Genomic DNA, 19,307 nt, shown 5'->3' on the forward strand with positions numbered 1-19,307 from the left:
CGGCGAGGTAGAAGTGATCATCGATGAAGAGCGCGCCTTCGATGCGGTCGTCGTTGAGGGCCGCGCCGACGTTGAGGGAGCGGCGGAGGTCCCAGGGGTCGGCGTCGGCTCCGGGGAACTGGCGGACGACGGACCAGGTGAGGGGTCCGTTGCCGGGGTTGTCGAGGGTCAGGGCGACCTCGAGACGGTCGTCGGGCGCGATCGACCTCACCACCGCATCCGGGTCCGGCACCAGCCGGCTGTGAAGGAGATTCCACTCAACCGAGACTTCATCTCCCGGATCCACCTCGACTGGAGCGGTCTGGAGCGGAAGGTAGTCCACTTTCGTAACCACAAATCGATAGGCATACGCTGCAATGTCGGCAAAGGCAAAGCGGCCGTCCCCATCCGTAACTGCGGCCATCTCGAAATCGCCCTCGGCCTGTACGCGAGCATCCGCCACCGGACGACCATTGGCAGCATCGAGCACCCGTCCCAGGATCGTCCCGCTTCCGGCGGTGATCGTGATCGAAGCCGGAATATCCAGCGCAAGCAGCCCGCGACCATCGGTTACCAGCCGGACCGTCCGGCGGTAATCGCCGGCTTCGATACCTTCCGCATTAGCGGTAAAGGTGATGTCCACATCTTCGCCGGCTTCGATGGAGCCTTCCGCCGGGTCAATCGTCAGCCAGCGCGGATCTCCGCCCTGATCGGTGAAGCGATAGTTGAGACGGTAGAGGTCACCTTGCTGTTCGGCGCGATTGGTCAGGGTCAAAATCATGGTGGCTGCACGACCCCTTCCGAGTGGCGGGAAGTTAAGCATCCGAGCCGATATTTCACCGATGGCACCGGAAATGGGCGCTCCGCCTTCGCTCCAGCGAGGATCGAAATTGTCCTGACCGGCGGCATTGCCCAGTCGGAGCGGATTGTCGTTGGGCGAATCGTCGGCTACCGCCTGCCCCTGACCCTCGTTCATCCGGTAATAGGCGATGAGGCCCTGCTCGTCGCCTTCCAAGGGTATCGCCATTCGCTCCCGGATCTGATTCGGCGAGAGGGCAATGTTCCAGAAGCGGAATTCGTCGATGTCGCCGTTGAACCATTGCTGCCCGACGCCCGGCCGCATCGAATAGCCGATAACCCAGCGGTCGGCCCAATCGAAGAGCGAACCGCGGAAGTTGCCTTGAGCCTGCTGCTGCCCGTCAACGAACATATAATGACCGCGCTGGCTGTCGAGCACGATTGCGACGTGATGCCAGTTGCCGTCGTTAAAGTTGTTCCCCTGGCTCTGAATCACCTCAGTGCCTTCACGATTGCGCCAGACGTAGTGGTAGAGCCGTCCCTGATCGATGGTCAGGCAGCGATCCCAGTCACGCACGTCAGGATCCGAGGCGACGATGCCGAACAGGCCGCCGCTGGCTCGAGTCCGAAACCACATCTCGTAGGAAATGTCGGCTTCCGGAATGAAGCCGTTGTTGGTGACTGTGGCTGCGTATTGATTGGGGCTGAAGGTGAGGTGACGCACGGCCAAAGCCGGAGTCACTTCACCGAGAAGGGCCAATATGAGCAACACCAAACAGGCATTGAGTGCGGGACGCTGGCGTCGGACAAATCCAACCGGAAGGTCCGGCAGTCGAAGTAGAGTTAGGTCAGGCATCTCTCCAGATCCTTTGACTTCAGGCAGGTTGTCAACGAACCGGCAGGTGCATCGGCTTCCTGCCGTCAAGAGATAGTATGGAACCTACCGGTCTCCTCCGGAGGAAACCGCGGTTGGTGCCGGTTTCATAGTGAACCTCAGCGGCCGGGAGTCAGTGGCTGATCCGTAGGTTACACCGCCTTCGCCGTCATCGGCCGACAGTCGCAGATAGTAGGTCTTCCCCGGCTCGAGCATGCCGGGCGGGACGTTGTAAGATGTTCCGTCGAGGCGGCGCATCTGGAACAGCACCTCGGCGAACTCTTCGTCGCCGGCAAGGCCTACGGTGTAAGTAACTTTTGCTCCCGGGTCGGGATCGCGCGAGGCTTCCCAACGGATCTTCAGTTCGGTGCCGGGCAGGGTGTCGCCCTCGACCGGGAAGGTGATCCGGAACGGCACCGGCGGGTCGTTGCGGAGGTTGACGACGATTTCGCCGGAGGGCGACCAAGCCGACGCGCAGCCGCGCTGATCGTTCGCCCGAACGCGCCAGAAGTGAGGCTCGTTTTCGCGCAGGTTTTCGTGCCCGGCAAGCGCGGTGAGCGCAACGCGCTGGCTCCCCAAGCCGGCTGCCGACAGAAGCGGGGATGTAAATTTCCCGTCGGCAGCGATTTGCAAAATGTAGGTTACAACGTCGCGGGGATCGGGGTCTTTCGACGCCGACCAGGTCAGTTCGCCATCGCGGTCGAGGGTGGTGCCGGAGGGAGTAACCGGCCGCGGCAGCGAGGGCGTCGAATTGGCAGCGAAGGTGAATTCCGAGCGGGCTGTGGTTTCGAGGCCGGTGTTGTCGATAGCGATGACCTTCCAGCGATAGGTCGATTCGTTTTCAAGGCCTTCGGTGAAGGTCCATTCGGTCGTCACGGTCTCGTGCCGGTAGGTCTTGCCGAGCGGCCCAAGCAATTCGACCCGATAACGAACCGACGAGCCGTAATCGGGGTCGGTTGCCGGTTTCCAAGTCAGCGACACCTCGTCAAGGGTGGCGATTTCAGCCCGGTCTGGCGGCGAAAGAAGGGTGAAAGCGGTCGGCGGATCTTCGGCGACGTTGACGAGCACCTGACCGACCGCCGTCCAGTCCGAGACGGCGCCGTCGTCGTCGCGAGACCGGAGGCGATACCTCCAGAGGGTGTTGTCGGCGAGGGTTGGCACCAGCGAAGTTGCACCGGCCGGCGACGAAACGGTGCGCATTTCAGGATCGTCGAAACCGGACGGAGTCGCCTGTAATTCGTAAACCAAAGACGACGGCGAGTCTGAGAGATCGGGATCGGACGAGGCAGTCCAACTGAAGGAAACCTTGACCGACTTGACCAACTCCTCAGTCGGTCCGGTCAAGGCAGGCTTCGATGGCGGGTCATTCACCTTGTTGAAGAAGAAACTCCCGCCCCGACTGAACGCCGAAGCGGCGGCGTGATTGTCCCGTGCCCGCACCGCCCAGTAAAAGACGGTGTTGTCGGCGAGAGCGTCGATACCGGGTAACTGTTCGAGCGCCAGCGAGGTCGCCTGACAGTCGTCAAATTGCGCTTTCACCTCCGTAAAGCCCTCATTGGCATAGATGCGCACGTCATAGACCAGCCGGTCGCTCGGATCGGGATCGACGGCGGCTTTCCAAGTTAGCGTCGCACCCGGTTTGCGCTCATCGGTGCCGGCGAGCGGTGCGGTCAATACGGGCACTGAGGGAGTCGTTACGATGCGAAATCTCGCAGCGTCTGACTCGGTCGAAAGCCCGGTGTTGTCGATCGCCCTCACCCGCCAATAGAAGTCAGCCTCATTGGCGAGTTCGACCGGGAGATCGAACGTCGCCGAGTTGCTGCCTTCATAAGCGACAGCGTCGGTGAAAGAGGGCGAACGGGAGACCTCGAGGCGATAGGTGACAATAGCCTGGGGATCGGGATCGGACGCGGCTTCCCAGCGAAAGGAAGGCGATAGGTCAAAGATCGTCGCCTCCCGGGCCGGCGATTGCAAGGCAAATGGTGCCGGAGGCTCTTCTCTGGTGTTGACGGCAAAATTGCGCCACTCGCTCCACGGCCCCTCCTCGAAAGGATCGACCGCACGAGCCCGGAATCGGAAGGCGCCATTCTCGGCCAGGGCGGCCGGCGTCCAGCGCACCAGGTCATCCTTCGCTTCCAGAGCCGGCGAAGGGAGGAGCATCGCTCCGCTAAGCCCGGCAACCTCCATGCGATAGGTGAGGGGGTCGCTCTCCCGGTCACGCGAGGCGACGGCTTCGAGTGCCGGCTGGTCAGTAGGGAGAACGGCATCCTCGGTTGGTGCCAAAACGGCTGGAGCGGTAGGAAGGCTGTTCATCCGGAAGGCGAGTTCGACCGGTTCGCTCCAGAACTTGCCGCTGAAGGCGGTCAGCGTCGCAGTATAGGTTTCACCGTCATCGAGAGCGAAGTTGCTGACGAATTGTTGATCTTTGGCGCGGATTTCGCCGGAACTTCCTGCGGGTTCGCCGCGTCCATTCCTCAGTTCGATACGGAATGACTTCTGCGGGCGTTCGACGACCTCGAAGTAGTTCCAGGTGAAGCGGGGCCGGTGGTCGGTCAGGTGCATCAAGTCGGAACTTCCGGCGATGGCGAAATCGCTCACCATCGGCTTGGGGGTAATAGTCGGATAGAATTTCCGGACATCGGGCGCGCCGAGCGCCTGCAGTACCACCTCGCCGCCATCGCGGTCCCCAATGACATAAGTCTGCTGGCTCGACTTGAGCGCCATATCGGCGCGGCCGGTATAGACTCCGGAAGCGGCTGCAGTTTCGTAGAGCGGAACCACTATCCCGAGCGGGTCGTGCGTCGAGGTGATCGCCAGCCCGATGATATTGCGCATCTCGGGGTCGGCGTCATCGCCTTCAAGACGGATGCGCAGGGGGGCTCCGTCCGCGACCCCGACCGGTATTTCACGATCGTAGGCATCGCTGCGGCAAAGTATTATACTCCGGACGGCGAGCGGGTTGGTGGGGAGAATATCGGGCGGCGCGTAGAGTGGCGGATCGGTATGGACGAATGGCTCGCCGGCGTCGGCATTGCGGTCGCGGATGATGTCGGTGAACTTGAACCGGCCCGGCGGTGCGCCCCACCAATTGCGCGATGCCTTGATGTCGAGCAACGCTTTTTCAAGATAAATGGCGTCGCCGGGGCTTTCGAAGGCATTGCCGGTAAGTTCTGCATTGACCTGCTCGGTGAAGATAATGGTCGAAGCCCGCTCGACGGCACTGTTGCCGGCGAAGGTGTTGGAGGCGATCTTAAGATCGGCCGAGCGGACCGCGTAGAGCGCCCCGCCGGACGAACCGGCGCTGTTGTTATGTATGTAGTTGCGGGTTATCTCGGCATCGGCAAGGCTGATATAGAGGGCGCCGCCATTGTCGTCGGCACGGTTGCCGGTGAAGACATTATTCCTCAAGACCGGTAGGGCACCGAGCGACGACATGAGTCCTCCGCCGCGAGCGGCGCGATTGCCGGCTATGCGGCAATCACGAATCATCGGCCGGGCATTTTGAACGACCCGGATGGTCCCGTTGACAGCCCGGCATTTCCGGACTGACGAATGTGCCACCAGCGGCGAGACCGAGATCATCTCAAGTGGCGCGCCAAACTCGAGACCCTTTACTCCGGCTTGTTCGATGATGCAGTATTCGAGAACCGACCCGCGGCTGCGGTATTGGCCGCTTTCGTCCCAAGCCGGCTCGTCGCCTTGCCCCCGGATGGAGATACCGCTCCAGTCGCCGCCGCCGGGTTCTCCGGTGAACCGGATCGAGTCGCCCGAAACGCCTCGCGCAACGAGGTCGCCTTCAACCATCAAGCCGGCTCCCGCTGCAAAACGAACGGTAACCCCCGGCTCGATATCGAGCCGGCTTTCCCGCTCGACCCGGAAGAGTCCGGTGACTATGACCGGCGAGTCCGAACGACGCCAAGTCTCCCCGCCGGGCGAGGCAGTGCCCGAGCGCTCGAGAGCAAGTGAGGAGGTGAACAATCCGAGAAGGCTGACGACGATCGGCAGAGTGATCCGCGCCCAAAGGCCCATAAGGGACTCCTGAATAGCGAAGAACCGGGAGTATCGAACGAGAGACGGATGCCGCGCGAGGGAAGTTTGAAGCGCGAAGATCGGGGCGTATGATGCGCTTCCCTCAACGCCATAATGTTAATACGAAATCGGTCGTTTGGCAAGGGCTTGCGAGGCCGTCGTCGGAAAGGTAAATTGTGTGTTATACCTCGTTGCGCACTTCGACCTCCTTATAATTCACTCTTACTCACAGCCAAAGGAACTGACATAACCGTTCGATACCGGTCATTCAATTAGCGCAAGGTCATTTTCGTCCGTGTCCCCGGGGTTGGTGCGCGGCGGCGGCCGGATATATCGCTCCGGTCTGCTCGCGTTACTGGTATCGTTCGGTATAGCAAGAGCAGAGGTTGGCTTTCGCTATGTATCGCCTTACGACCACCTGATCGATCCGGTCCGGTTTCCCCCCCGGATCGGACTTTCGTCGTCGCCTCGCGATACAACGAAGATCGACACTTCCGCGGCGGCCGATAGCGCTGCGGCTGAGGCAGACTCGCTGCAGCCGGAGGAGAGCGCGCGCTACCAGGCGCCGTCCGATTCGCTCCTTCCTACACCTTCCGACTCGCTTCCCGATGATTCTTTAGGCACCTTCGCTCCGGATGACACCTCCGGACTCCTTCAGCCTGACACCGGTCGTCCGGCGCCGCTGAAGGATTCGGGAACGTTGCCATCGGGAACGGCAGCAGGCGTGACCGGGAGCGATACCGGGCCGCCCGGTACCCTCTCCGAAGCCCCTGCCGATAGCGCCAGGATGCGCCCGGTTCCGGTTCATCCGACCATCGTCCGATCCCTGGATCTGACCATTGAACAAAAGAGCGCCTACGACAGCAGCACCGGTTACGTGGTCCTGACCAACCGGTTTCCGGGCTTAAAGCAGCCTCACTCGGGAGCCCTTCCGCCGGATGACTATCTCCGCTTTCGCGCCCGCGCCGCGGACCGTGAGTCGCGCCGCAAGACGGTGCTCGGCAAGTATCCCAAGTCGGTCGAGAAGAGCGGCACCGGCATCGACATCCAAATCCCGGTCTTTCGCTCGCCGGGCGCCCAGCGCATCTTCGGCGGCTCCAACATCGGCCTCTCGGTAACCGGCAACATCGAGGTCTCGGGCGGCTTGACGACCGAACGCAAGAACGAGATCGCCCGTAACCAGAGCAGCCCGACGAACTATGTTTTCAAGGTCGATCAGAAGCAGCAGTTTAACATCAAGGGCAAGGTCGGGGAGAAGGTTTCGGTTGAGATCGATCAGGATTCGGAGAAACTGTTCGAGTTCGAGAACAGCCTCCGGGTTCGCTACAAGGGCGACGACGATGAAATCGTCAAGTCGGTCGAAGCCGGCAACGTCGATCTCTCGCTTCGCGGCGCGAGCCTGATCTCAGCCTCCAATCAGCATAAGGGACTCTTCGGGTTCAAGACCGAGTCGCAGTTGGGGCCGGTCAAACTGACCACCATCGCCAGCCTCGACAAAGGCGAAAAGAACGAGATCGAAATCTCCGGCGGTGCCCGTTCGGGCGGTCCGATAGCCATTCTGCCCAACACTTTTATCCAGTACCGTTACTACTTCCTCGACCTGGATTACCGTGAGAACTTCCGCCATTTCGACGCAAACCTGAACCATGTCGTCGATACGACGCTTGCGCCGACCATCGTCCGGCTCGATGTCTATAAGACCGTAATCGGCAATGCACCGGAGAACGAAAACGCCGTCCCGGGCTGGGCTTTTGTCAACCCGAGCGAGCCTTATCGGCCCGGTATGCAGACCGACGACGGGCACATCAAGGGCAACTACCTGCTCCTGCAGCCCGAGATCGACTACACCTTCAACCGCGACCTCGGCTACATTCGCCTGACCCGCTCGATCGACGACCGAACCACGCTGGCAGTCTCCTACACGACTTCGCGCGGCAACTTCGGCGATCCCAGCCCGGCCGACAATACCGAAGAGAACCCGTTCATTCTAAAGTTGATCCAACGGGCTTCGCCTCAGCCGACCGACGTCACCTGGCCGCTGATGTGGCGCAACGTCTATGACCTGCGGTCCACTTCGATCAACGAGGAGGCTTTCAACGGGCGCATCCTCTTTCGGTCGGGCGGACAGGCCGGGGAAGGCTCCGAGACGGGAATAGACGCCGCCGGCAATCAGCGGACCTTTCTGGCTATCTTCGGCCTCGATCAGTTCACCACCTCCGGCCCCGGCGAAGACGGCAGGATCGACGGCAAATTCGTCAACTTCCCTCTGGGCGAACTCGTCTTCCCCGACCTGCAGCCCTTTGCTCCGATAGGATGGTTCAAGGGCGGAGTGCCTCGGCCGGTTCTGCTTGTGGAGCGCGATTCGCTCCTCTATTACACCGTCCAGCAGCAACTGAATCAGGTGCCGAGCGACTTTCGCATCGAGGTAACCTACAGCAGCACCAGCGCCACCTATGACCTCGGCATCGGCGTCCTGGAGGGCTCGGAGGAAGTGCTGCTAAGCGGAGCGCGTCTTTCGCGCGGAACGGACTACACGGTGGACTACCTCTCGGGGACGCTCACCATCTTGCGCCGGGATGCGTTAATGCCGGGTGCAGACCTGAAAATCCGTTATGAGAAGGGGCAACTCTTCCAACTCGACACCAAGACGATGCTCGGAATAAGGGCTGAGTATGATCTGGGCAACAACTCGTTCCTCGCCGGGACGCTGCTCAACTTGAACCAGAAGACGCTCGACACCCGGGTCCGGGTCGGCGGCGAACCGCTCAGCAACACCGTCTGGGGGCTCAATACCCGCCTCAACTTCAGCGCTCCGTTTCTCACCTCTGCCGTCAATGCGCTGCCGTTGCTATCGACCGATGCGCCTTCTTCGATCGAGGTCTCGGCGGAGGTGGCTCAGGTGCTCCCCAACCCGAACAACCTCAACTCCCCGGCAACGGGCGACAACAGCGGCGTCGCCTACATCGACGACTTTGAGTCGATCAAGCGCGCCACACCGCTCGGACTGACGCGACGGCAATGGAACCACGCCTCCTACCCTACCGAGGACTCCCGTGGTGGGGGGCGGTGGCTCCGTCAGCGCGGGCGGGTGATCTGGTATGAGCCCGATCCGGTGAAGGTGAGCGAAATCTGGCCCGATCGCGAGACTCAGGCTCAGAACTCGACGACCAATGTGCTGAAGGTGGAGTTTCAGCCCTGGTGGACGCAGTGGGGCGCCGCTCTACCTGATGGGATCGACCCGACCAAGTCGTGGGGGGGGATTATGCGCTACCTCGGGGCGGGATATTCCGACCAGTCACAGTCGAAGTACATCGAAATCTGGCTGCATCGCGGCACGGCGGTGAACGGGTCGATCTATATCGACCTGGGCCGCATCAGTGAGGATGTCATTCCCGACGGGCGCTTGAACAGCGAGGACAAGCCTCGCCCCGGATTCCAGACCGGAGACGGCATCCTGAACCCCGGCGAAGACACCGGCATCGACGGCGTTGCGGGAACCGATCCCGCCGACGCCGCCCCCATCAACGGCCTCGATCAGCCGCCGCTTCCCTCCTATGATGATTTCAGTTACAGTTTCTCGACCCGGAGCGACTATTCGCATATTAACGGCAGCGAAGGCAATGGCTCGGGGGTAGTCCTCGAGGGCGGCTATGTTCCCGATACCGAAGACCTTAACGGTAACAACTTCCTCGATCAGAACAATGAATACTTCCGTTACCGGATCGACCTCACCGAGGGCGACCAGAACCGCTATATCGTCGGCGGTCTGGGGCGTCGCGCCGACGGCCGCGACACCGGCTGGAGGCTATACCGGATACCGCTTGCGGACACCCTGGGCTTTACCATCGGGCGGGCGAGCCTGACCCAGATCGAATTCGTCCGACTCTGGTTCAATGGGCTTCCCAACCGCGGTGCAATTCAGATCGCTTCGTTCGATATCGTCGGCAACGAGTGGCGGGAAAGCCCGGTTACCAGCGGCGGCAGCACCTACGACCCGGTCTCGATAGCGGTCGTCAACACCCACGACAACCCGGAGTATAATCAAGTCCAGCCGCCGGGGGTTGCCGGTGAGATCGATCCCGTCTCGGGGCTGCGCGCCAAGGAACAGTCGCTCGTTGTCCGTGTCAACCGGCTCGGAACGGGGGAGTCGGGCACCATCTGGAAGGTTCTTCCGCAGGGTCAGCAACTGAACCTGCTCGAATACCGCCGGATCAAGATGTTCGTCCGCGGCGGAGGCTATTCCGGGCTGCTAAAGGACCGCTACGGGCGCGACGTCGATATCGAGATGTTTGTCCGCTTCGCGGAGGATACGACGACCCGTAATGCACGTTACTATGAGTATTCCCAGCGCCTGCGTCCGGGCTGGGCTGACGAGAACCTGATCGACATTGAGATCGACCGCCTCTCGGGGCTGAAGTTCCTGCGCGAACAAGACTCGCTAAGGGACTACGACATCCTGCCCGACGGCGACGTGATCCGGGTCGTTGGCGAGCCGTCGCTGCGCAACGTCCGCGCCCTCGCCATCGGTATCAAGAACCATGGTCAGGAGATCACCGCCCTCGACAACATCGAGGTCTGGGTCGATGAACTGCGCGTTTCCGACATCCATCGCGATCCGGGCTGGGCGGCGACCGGAGGCTTAAGCGTCAAAGCGGCGAAGTTTCTCGACGTAAGGGCTACGGTCAGTCAGAGCCAGGCCGATTTTCACAACCTGAACCAGCGCACCAGTTCCGACCAGAGCGACAAAGCCGTCGGGGCGCTCTCGACAACCCTGCAGTTGGGGGAGTTTTTCGATCCGAGGTGGGGGGTGACTATTCCTCTCAGAGGCGAGTTTCGACAGGATATGGCGGTCCCAAAGTATAAGCCCAACAGCGATGTGCGCATCTCAGCACTGGAAGGTGAGCAAACCGACCTATGGGGCAAGTTTGGACGGTCCATTCTAAATCGCGACCGGTTCGCCGTCGATCGGACCTACGAGTCGCCGCTCGACTCGATGATCGCGACCGGCAAGACCTATTCGCTCTCGCTCAACCTCTCCAAAAGCAAGAAGTCGGAATCGCCCTGGATTCGCTGGACGCTCGATCCGCTCAGTATGGGCGGCAATTACAGCGAAGCCTGGCGGAGCGACTACCGGACGAATCTCAACTACCGGGGGAGCAAGCGCGGAGAAGCCTCTTACGGCCTATCGTTTGAGAAGCCGTGGGAGGTGCCGTGGCTCCGGTGGGCTGAGAACTGGCCGGTGATCGGAAAGTTCTCCGAAACGATGCTCAGGCCGCTTCCGGCGTCAGTGAACATTTCGGGCGACGGCACCGAATCGCTCGACGCCAACAAGCCACGCACCGGACGACTGGTCGAGGGCTACAGGTTCGACATCACCCGCCGGTATGGTGCATCGTGGCGTCTCCTTCCGATCCTCGGCTTCGACTTCAACGGCTCGCAGGGCGCTACCCGGATACCGGAAGATTCGTCCCGGGCTCGCATCGCGCGCGGCCTCGTAAGGCTCGACAGCAGCGCCTATTGGTCGCGGGACACGATTCCCGTCTTCGACTCGCTGCGGTATAGCCAGGATCTGGCGCGTGAGATCGAGCGCATCGAGAGCGAAGTTTTCTGGAAACTCTTCAACTACCATTTCATCGACAACACCCTGACCCAGAGTTACTCGGCGTCGTTTACGCCGCAGTTCGTAAGTTGGCTTGGCACTGAGGCGAACTATCGCTCGGGTTACCAATGGAATTGGACCAACCTGACCGATCCGGGTGCGCGCGGCGTCGGAGTAGGCAGCACGTTCAATACGACGCTCACCTTTCGGTTGACGCAGTTCACAAGCGGGTGGGGAGGCGACGCCGGAGGCGCCAAAGGGCAGGCTCCCGGCGGTCCGGGCAACGGCACCGGTTGGGGCGGCGGCCAGCCCGGCTTTCCCGGCAGCGGCAAGGGCGGTAGCAGTGGCAAGCCCGGAGGCACACTGCCCGGCGAGCCGCAGTTCGATCCACAGAGCGGCGAGATACTCGCCGACCCGGGGACCCCCGGCTGGGACCCGGCTTCCGGGGACTTTCCGCCGCCTGAACAGTTCAGCGAAAGTCCAATTCCGGCGACGGAAGACACCACGGGCGGCAAGGGATCTGCGGCTCCATCCGATACCGCCAGGGAGAAGAAGCCGCTCATCACCCCGCCTAATCCACTCGACCTGCTGAAAAGCGGTATAAAGCGGTTGAAGGACATCTCCTACAATTTCACGCTTGCCAACGACACCCGGAACTACGCCGTCGCCGAAGGTCAGGCTGACTTCGCCTACCGGCTCGGCTTCACCCGCGATACCGGCTTGCCGACGGTGCCCGGTTACCTCTTTCGCAACAGTTTCAGCAACCGGCAGGAGCACCGTGTTTCGAGTGGGTATGACATCACGCGGAACCTCGCTTTCACCACGCTCGAATACCAGATCGTCAACTCGCGCTCGGTCGGCAATCGCGAGAACGGCACCTTTCAGCGAACGGTCTTCCAATACTTTGGCGACGACGGCATATCGATCAAGAAGTTTCCGCTGGTCAACTACACCCTGCGCTGGTCGGGCTGGGAGAAACTGCCCTTTATCGAGCAAATCGCCAGTTCGGTGACGCTCGACCAGTCGTTTCGGGGGACGATGACCGAGACCTGGGAGCGCGCCAGTCCCGATTCGGCGCGCCGGACCAACAACGTCGCCTACGAGAAGAACTTTCAGCCGCTGTTGGGGATCAACTTCGCCTGGAAGAACGGCATCGGATCGAGCGCGCGATACAACTGGTCGCAGCAGGTTACCGACGAGCGGCTTGGGAATGCGGTGAAGAACCGTTCGACGACGCAGAGCATACAGGTGCAGGGGAGTTACACCGCCCGCGGCGGTTTCAAGATACCGCTTTACATCTTCAAGTCGCTCGACCTGAAGAACAACACGACCTTCAACCTTACCTATAACAACCAATTATCGAAACGGGAGGGGTCGGCCGGCGGAGCGCCCTTCTCGCTCTCGTCCGAGACTGCTTCGTGGAGCCTTTCGCCGTCAATGGAGTATGCCTTCTCCAACGCCGTCCGGGGCGGCTTCCGTTATTCCTACAACGTCCAGCGCAATCTCCTGACCGGCCGGACGCGGTCGCAGGAGTTCTCTTTCCGGGTCAACATCTCGATTCGGGGATAGGAGGCTCAAGGCTAAAGGTCGGAATGCGGGGTTTCGTGCACGCCAGACGTCCGCGTCTGGCGTATGACGTGGAGATGTGGTGCGTGCGGACGAGGCGTCCGCCCGCCACATTGAGGAGGCTTAAGGCTTAAGGTTGGAATGCGGGGAAGTGGAGTCATCTGTTGGCAAGGGCTTTGTGAGGCGTCGCAGCGGTCGTATATTGTAAGGTTAGGCACCTCCCGGCATAAATCGGGAGGTCATTCCGGCTTGGAGCGCGTCTCCGGGCATTGAAAGCGAAAGAAAGCAAGACCATAAGATGACAAATGGACTTGGCATCGGCTACCTCGGCGTCGGGAGGTATCTGCCCGAGCGTGTCCTGACGAATGCCGACCTGGAACGGATCGTCGATACGTCCGACGAGTGGATCGTGCAGCGCACCGGCATCAAGACGAGGCGTATCATGGGGCCGGGGGAGTCGGTTGCCACGATGGCTATCGGTGCCGCGCGGGAGGCGCTGGCGAGGTCGGGCGTCTCGCCGGATCAGATAAGCATCGTCCGGGTCGGCGTCAACACACACCTGAAGTTCCCGAGTCTGGCTTCGACCGTTCAAGACGCGCTCGGTATATCGAATGCATCAGCGTCGGACATATCGGCTGGCTGCTCGGCGTTCATCTTCGCTGTTGAGGAGATCTACAACCGCCTCGCCTTCGAGAAACTCTCCACCGGCCGGGAGGCGTATGGCCTCGCCGTCGGCGTCGATGGGCTGTCGCTCATCACCGACTGGAGCGACCGAGCGACCTGCGTCCTCTTCGGCGACGGCGCGGGGGCGGCGGTGATCGGCCCGGTCGAAGCGGGCGGGATCCTTGCCACCTATACCCGGACGCAGGGGCAGTATGCCGACCTCCTCTACCTTGACGACTTCCTATCGAGTCCGCTTGACGACAACCCTCTATCGCCCAGCTTTGCCTTTCGGCATCGCAACGGAACGCCTTACCCGTTCCTCCACATGGAGGGTAGGAAGGTCTTTCAGGTGGCGGTGCGCTCGATGATGTCCGACATCCGGTCGGTAATCGACCGTTACAACCTGATCAGCGGCGGGCAGTTGACCCTGGACGACATCGAGTATGTGATCCCGCATCAAGCCAATCACCGGATCGTCTCGGCAGTTGCGGAGGGATTGAAACTGCCGCCCGAACAGGTCTATTCTGAGGGAGTGGTGAACTACGGGAACACCTCGGCGGCTTCGATCCCGATCGGGTATGTCGATCAACTGGGCAAACGGCCCGGGGCGCTGGAGGTCGATGTGGCGTTCGGAGCGGGCTTTGCCAGCGGAGCGATACTAAGAAGGAATGGCGGGTGAGTATTCCCGGCGAAGTTGTTTCAAAGGAACGTGTCGAGGAACGCATCCTCACCATCCGCGGTGTTAGGGTGGTGATCGATCGCGATTTGGCAAAACTCTATGGGGTCACGACGCGCGTCTTGAACCAAGCCGCCAAGCGGAATATTGAGCGATTCCCGGAGGATTTTCGATTCCAACTGACTCAAAAAGAGCGGTCAGAGGTGATCACAAAATGTGACCACCTCGCGGATCTTAGGTTCTCGCCAAGTCTTCCCTACGCCTTCACGGAGCATGGCGCGATCATGGCGGCAAGTGTCCTGAACAGTGAGCAGGCTATAGCGCTCAGTATCTTTGTTGTAAGAGCATTTGTCAAATTGCGAGAATATGCCTATACGACGCAAGCCTTGGAAGCTCGCCTAACTGAACTCGAGCAACGGGTTACAGATCACGACAGCCATATACAAGAGATCGTTCAAGCTATACGGCAATTAATGCTGCCGCCTATGCCGACATCCAAGCGAAGAATGGGGTTTTAAGGAAGTTTGATGCAAGATTCGCAGAACACTCAAGAGGATTCCAACGCTGCCGCTCCACCAGCCCAAGCCGCTGCTGGCGAACCCAAGGACACCCGCCTGATCCGCGAGATCACGCTGAAGAATATCCTCTCGTTCGGGCCGGACACCGAGCCGTTCGAACTGAAGCCGCTCAATGTGCTCATCGGGCCCAATGGGGGCGGGAAGAGTAATCTGATAGATTGTATTGGGTTGATGCGGGCGACGCCAGAGACCTATGATAATGATCCTGCAAGCACTATCAGCAGAAGCGGTTCGATCATTGAATGGATTTGGAAGGGCGCCCCTCAGAATCCTGCCTTCATTGAAATGCGCGTCGAAAATCCCCATGGTAGAAAACTCCCTATTCATCACCGGTTATCTTTTAGGCAACAAGACCAACGGACGGTAACAGTGGATGAGATGATCGGCTCCAAGTATGATCAGTCTGCACCGGGTCCGTATTGGGTTTATGAGTTTAGGAGTGGTCATCCTCGTCTAATGACACTTCGAGAGCAGACTCCAACGGAAGAGTCGCGTGCGCTCAATAAGGGCTCATTTGATCCTAATCTCTCAATTCTGGCTCAAATTAGCATTAGCGATGTGGAACGTTATCCTTCGCTTATTCATCTTGTACAATCCTATCGAAAAATTCGAGTATATCGGGAATGGTCATTAGGTAGGCGTACAGATTCTCGCAATCCCGAACTCGCTGATTCAAGAAACGATATCCTGCTTGAGAATCTATCGAACTTGGCATTACGCTTGAATCGATTGTGGAGAACTAAAGCGAGAGACCGGATAGAGCTGGCATTATCTGATGTTTACGAGGATGCCCGAAGCGTCTTCTTCAACATCGAAGCAGGAACTGTGCAGTTGTTTCTTCAAGAGAAATGGGATATTCCACGCACCCGCCTCTCCGACGGCACTTTGCGGTATCTTTGCCTGCTCGCGATTCTCTGTGACCCCGATCCACCGCCGCTCATTTGCATCGAAGAGCCGGAACTGGGGCTGCATCCGGATATTGTCGGGAAACTTGGCGAATTGCTGGTCGAAGCCTCCATGCGGACGCAACTTATCATCACAACCCACTCGGATATTTTGCTCGAGGCTATTGGTGAGGAAGACCCGACCTCTGTAGTGGTCTGTGAGAAGCACGATGGAAAGACCATGCTTCATCGCCTAACACCAGAAGATATCGAACCTTATAAGGAAAACTATCGACTTGGAGACCTTTGGCTGCGGGGAGGTATTGGGGGAACTCGTTGGTAAAGAATGTCATCTACTTAGAGGGGAGTCCATCTGGTCCTGATTCCAAAAATCTGCAGAGGAAATGCAAAGAGGCATTTCGAAAATTGTTTGAGAACTGCGGTTTTGTGGATTCAATGCCGAGACTATTTGCGTCTGGTAGCAGGGACAACGCATTTAGGGATTTTACGAACAGTATTCAGCAACACACTGGTTATGTCGCTATGCTTATCGATAGTGAGGGTCCAATCGCCGACGCCGAAAAGCCCTGGGACCATCTAAAGAAGCGCGACAAAAGTTGGAAAAAGCCCAAGAGCGCGATTGATGAGCAAGTTTTGCTGATGACTACTTGTCAAGAGACCTGGGTGCTGGCGGATTTGCAGGCTAAACGCGGTGACAAGGTCGATGTGAATTTAGAAGAGGTGGTCAAAGAGGAGATAAAAGCCCGTTTGGACAAGGTCAGCGATAGCAAGTATGACAAGTCCAGTGGCATACAGTTTGAATTCGTTGGCGCGATCGATCCTGATAACCTGATGCCCCTTCCCTCTTTTGCCCGCATGATCAGGATACTAAAGAAGTTCTTAACCGCTGTCTGATCCTCCCTATATCCCTCCACACCCTCCCCTCCCACACGCCCCTTTTGCCTAAGTGGCATTTTCAATCCGACATAACGTCTCCCTGCTAACTCTCGCACTTCTCCTCTGTGGCTACGTCGCACTTGCGCCATGGATGGGAATAACCATAGTCCTTCTCGGCGGAGTGATCTGGGGAGCGGGCTGTGCAATGATGTCCGGGCTCAGATGGCTTTCCCCCGAGGAATCGGATGACGCAACCGGGACAAATGCCACCGGTCAGGCTGGCTCAATAGTGATGACCTTCGCAGCCGGTATGGTCACGGCGATGCTCCTCTGGATGCTCTCCGGTGCGCTGCTAAAGTCAATGACGGCCGGCACTATTGCGCTCGCGCTGACAGGCATAGGCGGCCTGACCAGATGGCGTCAGAGGGGAGTCTGGAGCATCCTTGCAGCGAAAGCAATGGGGCCGGCAGGATGGGTAGTAACGGCGGCCATGACCCTTGGAATCCTTCACTATGGCGTCCAAGGTGTGAAGTTAGGCGAGGCGCTTTACTTTCGGGGCTATATCGGCGATCTGGCTCATTATGCCTATCTTGGAGCCTTGATTCGTGAGTCCGGGCTGCCGCTGATCAACCTGACCGGATCAGATGGCGGAGTGTATCAGCCTTTGCAGCATCTTGGGCTGCCCATACTACTCGCGGGATTTGGGGACATCGGCCGGTCCGATCCCTATCTGGGAATTCGACTGCTGGGCATTTGGGGCTATCCGCTCATCGCCCTCACCGGCTGGACGCTGGCGAATTCGGCATCGCCCCGACTCCGACCATTGGCAGCGCTGTCGCCGCTCATCTTTGGAGGGCTCTTCCTGTTGACCGAAATCCCCCGCGGCAACTGGCTGGGGGTCTTCAATCCCTATATGCGCGCCATCGTGCAGCCCGGCAGCGCATCGGGATCACTCTATCACAGCATCACCCAACTCTGGTCCGTGGTCTTCGCCGGCGCCGCATTGCTGGCGTGGAGCGAAGGTCGAAGACGTGAGCGTTTCCGGCATTTGGCCTTTATCTTTCTGACGGGATCGATGCTGACGAAGCCAAGCCTCGTCATCTTCCTGCTTCCCGCGTTTGCGATAGGGCTTGCCTTCTCTCGTACCCATGGCAAAGAGTGGCGGCGGCTCTTGTTCTACCTATCTGGAATGCTCTTACTATATCTTTGGCCGGTTGGGCTGGCCGGCGTTCCCATCGGAGGCAGCCATTCACATTGGCGGGTCGGCATACATCCGCGCAACCCGCCAATGTTCTTCCTGCTTTTCGCGGGTCTGGGCGGCGCAGTCTGGGCTTTGATTGGGAGCCGTTGGTGGCGACTCCTTAAGTCCGGTGCCTCGGAACTCGATCAAAGCCGCGCAATTGTAACCATAGCCTTGCTCGGAGCAGCGCTCTTCGCAGCGCTCGGCTATGAACCGGATACAAAACACCTGAACGAGTATTGGGGGCTGTGTGGGATGATCGTCCTTGCGGCTCCGTTCCTCTTTCAACCCCTTGGCAAGGCATCTGATCAAGACATTACAGGTTATCTTTCATATCGTGGAGGCAACCTCATCTTGTCTCTCTTGCTGATGCTGCATCTCTCCTCTGGCCTCCTGCACGCGGCGGCATCGGCGGCTTACTATCCTCAAGCGAACCGCATCGCGCTCTCCCTCGTTCGAGAGGTCAAGACCATCGAGCGCTCGACCCTGCAAGGTGCCCGATTCCTGATCGATCCCGACTATGATGGGCGTCGAATGGACCGGGTGAGACCTTTCCTGCCCCGTCCGATTCTGCAGGAGAACTTTGTCTCACCGGAACAATCGGCAGTCTATGCGTCCTTCGCCGGCTGGATCGAATCGCCGGACGCATCTTTCCCGTCCGCACTCGATCGCGCCGACAGGTTGATCTTCCATTCGAGACGGGACGAAGCCATCTCGATACTGAAGGCGTCCGGCTGGAGGAAGGAGACGATCCTTGCGCGTGGGTTTGAACTTTGGGCGCGGGACAGACTCCCCTGATAGTTACAGCAGCCAAATCTGGTTAACGTCAAGTTGAGAATATGGGAGATGCTTAGCGTCGTTCCCGCGAGGGTGGGAACCCAGTCAAGCTATCCGGTCTGGATCCCCGCCTGCGCGGGGATGACGAGGCCACTGTATCGCTTTACTTCCCAAGCAGATAGTGGTATCCAATTGACAATGAACCTTGACCTCACCGACCTCCCGACTCTAAACGCACTTCTGAACGCAACGAGTGCCTTGATTCTAACTTTCGGCTACATTGCCATCAAGCGCCGCGGCGACATCCGGCGCCACAAGCGGTTGATGCTGGCGGCGCTGGCAGTATCGGCGCTCTTCCTGATCTCCTACCTCATCTACCACAACGCCGTCGGGTCGGTGCCCTATCCGAAGCACGATTGGACGCGGCCGCTCTACTTTGCGATCCTCATCCCTCACGTGATTCTGGCGGCTCTGATGGTGCCGTTCGTTGTGGCGGCGGTGATACTGGGCTTAAGAGGCCGCTATCGGGCGCACGTCCGTATCACGCGGGTTCTCTGGCCGGTCTGGATGTTCGTCTCGGCGAGCGGCGTCGCGGTCTATCTGATGCTTTACCGATTCTAAGTCGTCGCGTGGAAGGTCGAAAGGCTTGTATCCCCATCGCGGCGGACTTACCTTAAACTCACCTTTGCGGGTATCGAAGCAGAAATCATTCGAGAAGCGCACTATGCGCATACTCAATCCCATAGA

At 59.4% G+C, this 19,307-nt stretch carries 9 protein-coding genes; 7 read left to right on the forward strand and 2 right to left on the reverse strand.

The window, feature by feature from the left end:
• On the reverse strand, window positions 1-1,633 hold a 1,633-nt coding region (locus FJY67_02905), incomplete at its 3' end, for a hypothetical protein (protein ID MBM3328407.1).
• 84 nt (window positions 1,634-1,717) lie between these two features.
• Entirely contained in the window at window positions 1,718-5,680 is a 3,963-nt protein-coding gene (locus FJY67_02910) for a hypothetical protein (GenBank protein MBM3328408.1), read from the reverse strand.
• A gap of 295 nt (window positions 5,681-5,975) precedes the next feature.
• Between FJY67_02910 and sprA the strand changes: the two genes are divergently transcribed.
• The 7 genes from sprA (at window position 5,976) to FJY67_02945 (ending at window position 19,181) form a co-directional block, all read left to right on the forward strand.
• A complete protein-coding gene (gene sprA, locus FJY67_02915; GenBank protein MBM3328409.1) occupies window positions 5,976-12,848 on the forward strand; it encodes a cell surface protein SprA in 6,873 nt (2,290 codons plus the stop codon).
• A 295-nt stretch (window positions 12,849-13,143) separates the two neighbouring features.
• Entirely contained in the window at window positions 13,144-14,187 is a 1,044-nt protein-coding gene (locus tag FJY67_02920; GenBank protein ID MBM3328410.1) for a beta-ketoacyl-ACP synthase 3, read from the forward strand.
• A complete protein-coding gene (locus FJY67_02925) occupies window positions 14,184-14,702 on the forward strand; it encodes an ORF6N domain-containing protein (GenBank protein MBM3328411.1) in 519 nt (172 codons plus the stop codon). Before FJY67_02920 ends, FJY67_02925 begins: the two co-directional genes overlap by 4 nt.
• 9 nt (window positions 14,703-14,711) lie before the next feature.
• Window positions 14,712-15,989: a chromosome segregation protein SMC gene (locus tag FJY67_02930; GenBank protein MBM3328412.1), complete on the forward strand. Its 1,278-nt coding sequence runs from the start codon at window positions 14,712-14,714 to the stop codon at window positions 15,987-15,989.
• Window positions 15,953-16,561 carry a DUF4276 family protein gene (locus tag FJY67_02935; protein ID MBM3328413.1) on the forward strand — a complete coding sequence of 203 codons (609 nt, stop codon included), beginning with the start codon at window positions 15,953-15,955 and terminating at the stop codon, window positions 16,559-16,561. Before FJY67_02930 ends, FJY67_02935 begins: the two co-directional genes overlap by 37 nt.
• Window positions 16,562-16,694: 133 nt before the next feature.
• On the forward strand, window positions 16,695-18,581 hold the full coding sequence (locus FJY67_02940; protein MBM3328414.1) for a hypothetical protein: 1,887 nt from the start codon (window positions 16,695-16,697) through the stop codon (window positions 18,579-18,581).
• Between the two features lie 177 nt (window positions 18,582-18,758).
• Window positions 18,759-19,181 carry a DUF420 domain-containing protein gene (locus tag FJY67_02945; protein MBM3328415.1) on the forward strand — a complete coding sequence of 141 codons (423 nt, stop codon included), beginning with the start codon at window positions 18,759-18,761 and terminating at the stop codon, window positions 19,179-19,181.
• Window positions 19,182-19,307: the final 126 nt, after the last annotated feature.

The organism is Calditrichota bacterium (genome assembly GCA_016867835.1).
Taxonomy (GTDB): Bacteria; Electryoneota; AABM5-125-24; order Hatepunaeales; family Hatepunaeaceae; genus VGIQ01.